General features: G+C 51.1%; 2 tRNA genes and 2 rRNA genes (1 of these 4 running past the window's edge). All 4 read right to left on the reverse strand.

Annotation, left to right across the window (positions count from 1 at the left end):
- Window positions 1-1,484 (reverse strand): 23S ribosomal RNA (locus OLX77_RS13200) (it extends 1,573 nt beyond the left edge of the window).
- Window positions 1,485-1,656: 172 nt separating this feature from the next.
- Window positions 1,657-1,732 (reverse strand) — tRNA-Ala (locus OLX77_RS13205).
- Between the two features lie 92 nt (window positions 1,733-1,824).
- Window positions 1,825-1,903, reverse strand: a tRNA-Ile gene (locus OLX77_RS13210).
- Between the two features lie 113 nt (window positions 1,904-2,016).
- Window positions 2,017-3,578, reverse strand: a 16S ribosomal RNA gene (locus OLX77_RS13215).
- The 16S and 23S rRNA genes sit together here with 2 tRNA genes alongside, the layout of an rRNA operon.
- Window positions 3,579-3,592: the final 14 nt, after the last annotated feature.

The following is a 3,592-nucleotide window of genomic DNA, read 5'->3' on the forward strand; positions in this document are numbered from 1 at the left end:
TCTGCGTCCCCCCTTCGCTCAAACGCTGATAAAATGGTACGGGGATATTAACCCGTTTTCCATCGACTACGCCTCTCGGCCTCGCCTTAGGGGCCGACTAACCCTGAGCAGATTAACTTTACTCAGGAAACCTTAGGTTTTCGGCGTGCGGGTTTCTCACCCGCATTTTCGCTACTCGTGTCAGCATAAGCTCTTGTAGGTCCTCCAGCACTCCTTACGGTGTACCTTCTCAGGTTACTACAATGTTCCTCTACCATAACGCTTGCGCGTTATCCATAGCTTCGGTAGCATGCTTAAGCCCCGTTGAATTTTCGGCGCAGACCCATTCGATCAGTGAGCTATTACGCTTTCTTTAAAGGATTGCTGCTTCTAAGCCAACCTCCTGATTGTCTAAACAGTTCCACATCCTTTACCACTTAGCATGCATTTAGGGACCTTAGCTGATGGTCTGGGCTCTTTCCCTTTTGACCACGGAACTTATCTCCCGCAGTCTGACTCCCGCACTTGAACTTGACGGCATTCGGAGTTTGATAAGAGTTGGTAATCCTGTGGGGACCCCTAGTCTTGTCAGTGCTCTACCTCCGTCAGTCATCATGCGAGGCTATACCTAAATATATTTCGAGGAAAACCAGCTATCACCGAGTTTGATTAGCCTTTCACTCCTAGCCACAACTCATCCGAACAGTTTTCAACCTATATCGGTTCGGGCCTCCACGAAGTATTACCTTCGCTTCACCCTGGTCATGGATAGATCACCCGGCTTCGGGTCTACCCCATGCAACTTGTCGCCCTATTAAGACTCGCTTTCGCTACGGCTACACCTTTCGGCTTAACCTCGCTGCATAGGGTAAGTCGCTGACTCATTATGCAAAAGGCACGCGGTTACACGGTCTTGCGACATCGTGCTTCCACTGCTTGTAGACAGACGGTTTCAGGTTCTATTTCACTCGGGTCCCCCCGTTCTTTTCACCTTTCCCTCACGGTACTAGTTCACTATCGGTCACCGGGTAGTATTTAGCCTTGGAAGATGGTCCTCCCAGATTCCCACTAGGTTTCACGTGCCTCGTGGTACTCGGGGACACCCTAGGGTGCTTCAAGATTTCGCATACCGGACTATCACCGTCTGTGGTGGGCCTTTCCATACCCTTCTGCTATCCATTCGCAATCCCATATCGGGGCCCCACAACCCCGAGCCATAAATGACTCGGTTTGGGCTGTTCCGCTTTCGCTCGCCGCTACTGACGGAATCTCTAAATTGATTTCTACTCCTGCAGGTACTTAGATGTTTCAATTCCCTGCGTTCGCCTCGTTACACCTATGTATTCAGTGCACGATGACCAGGTATAACCCTGGCCGGGTTTCCCCATTCGGAAATCTCCGGTTCAAAGCCTGTTAGCAGCTCCCCGAAGCTTATCGCAGCTTACCGCGTCCTTCTTCGCCTCCCGGTACCCAGGCATCCTCCGTCTGCCCTTAGTAGCTTGACCAAAAAACGCTTGATCTTTTATACTCAGCTATTTGGGTACAACAACAACAAAATATTCAATTATCAAAGATCTACAAATCGCACTCAAAAAAGTGCCAGAGCTCAAGGCTCAAAGCTGAAAACCAATAACCGGTTTCCACCTTTCAGACTTAAGTGTACCACCATCAAAAAAATGGTGGAGGTGAACGGGATCGAACCGATGACCTCCTGCGTGCAAGGCAGGCGCTCTCCCAACTGAGCTACACCCCCGGTCAACCAAGCGAAATGAAAAGTTCACAATATAAATTCAAGAAAGGTAGAACCTTTCTGCTCTCTACATTCTTCATTCTTCATTAATAAGCTGGTGGGCCTAACTGGACTTGAACCAGTGACCTCACGCTTATCAGGCGTGCGCTCTAACCAGAACTGAGCTATAGGCCCGTTCATTTCTCTTCTTTTAAGTGATCGAAACAGCGATCATTCAAAACTGAATAGTGAGTAAAAGATGGGGTTGACCAAGTATGCCTTCCTGTTGCCAGAAAGTACATCCTTTAAAAGGAGGTGATCCAGCCGCAGGTTCCCCTACGGCTACCTTGTTACGACTTCACCCCAATTACCGACCATTCCTTGGCAGCCTGCTTCCCGAAGGTTAGCTCAACCGCTTCTGGAACAACCAACTCTCGTGGTGTGACGGGCGGTGTGTACAAGGCCCGGGAACGTATTCACCGTAGCATGCTGATCTACGATTACTAGCGATTCCAACTTCACGCAGTCGAGTTGCAGACTGCGATCCGGACTGAGACCGGCTTTATGGGATTAGCGCCTCATCGCTGAGTGGCTGCCCTTTGTACCGGCCATTGTAGTACGTGTGTAGCCCTAGACATAAAGGCCATGAGGACTTGACGTCATCCCCACCTTCCTCCGGTTTGACACCGGCAGTCCCTCTAGAGTGCCCAACTGAATGCTGGCAACTAAAGGCGAGGGTTGCGCTCGTTGCGGGACTTAACCCAACATCTCACGACACGAGCTGACGACAGCCATGCAGCACCTGTCACCGGGTTCTTTATTGCTAAAGCACTTAACTGTTTCCAGAAAATTCCCGGGATGTCAAGTCTAGGTAAGGTTCTGCGCGTTGCGTCGAATTAAACCACATACTCCACCGCTTGTGCGGGCCCCCGTCAATTCCTTTGAGTTTTAACCTTGCGGCCGTACTCCCCAGGCGGTGCACTTAATGCGTTAGCTACGACACAGGAAAGGTCAACACTCCCCTACATCTAGTGCACATCGTTTACAGCTGTGGACTACCAGGGTATCTAATCCTGTTTGCTCCCCACGCTTTCGCGCCTCAGCGTCAGTATTCGTCCAGAAAGTCGCCTTCGCCACCGGTATTCCTCCCGATATCTACGAATTTCACCTCTACACCGGGAATTCCACTTTCCTCTCCGATACTCAAGCCGACCAGTTTCAGATGCACTTCACACGGTTAAGCCGTGGGCTTTCACACCTGACTTGATCGGCCGCCTACGCGCCCTTTACGCCCAGTAATTCCGATTAACGCTCGCACCCTCCGTATTACCGCGGCTGCTGGCACGGAGTTAGCCGGTGCTTCCTCTGCAGGTACCGTCAATCCGCATGGGTATTAACCACACGGCCGTTCTTCCCTGCTGACAGAGCTTTACGACCCAAAGGCCTTCATCACTCACGCGGCGTCGCTGGATCAGGCTTTCGCCCATTGTCCAATATTCCTCACTGCTGCCTCCCGTAGGAGTCTGGTCCGTGTTTCAGTTCCAGTGTGGCGGATCATCCTCTCAGACCCGCTACCCATCGTAGCCTTGGTAGGCCATTACCCTACCAACTAGCTAATGGGACGCAGGCTCATCTCTACACAGAAACTTCCAAGGAGAGGTCTCCTTTCCTTATAGACCTTGCGGTCCATAAGTGTATCCGGTATTAGCACCCCTTTCGAAGTGTTATCCCAGATGCAGAGGTAGATTACCTACGCGTTACTCACCCGTGCGCCACTCTACTCAGGACCGAAGTCCCTTTCTCGTTCGACTTGCATGTGTTAAGCACGCCGCCAGCGTTCAATCTGAGCCAGGATCAAACTCTCCAGTTTAATATCTGAACAGG

The organism is Thiovibrio frasassiensis, assembly GCF_029607905.1.
GTDB classification, from domain to species: Bacteria; Desulfobacterota; Desulfobulbia; order Desulfobulbales; family Desulfurivibrionaceae; genus Thiovibrio; species Thiovibrio frasassiensis.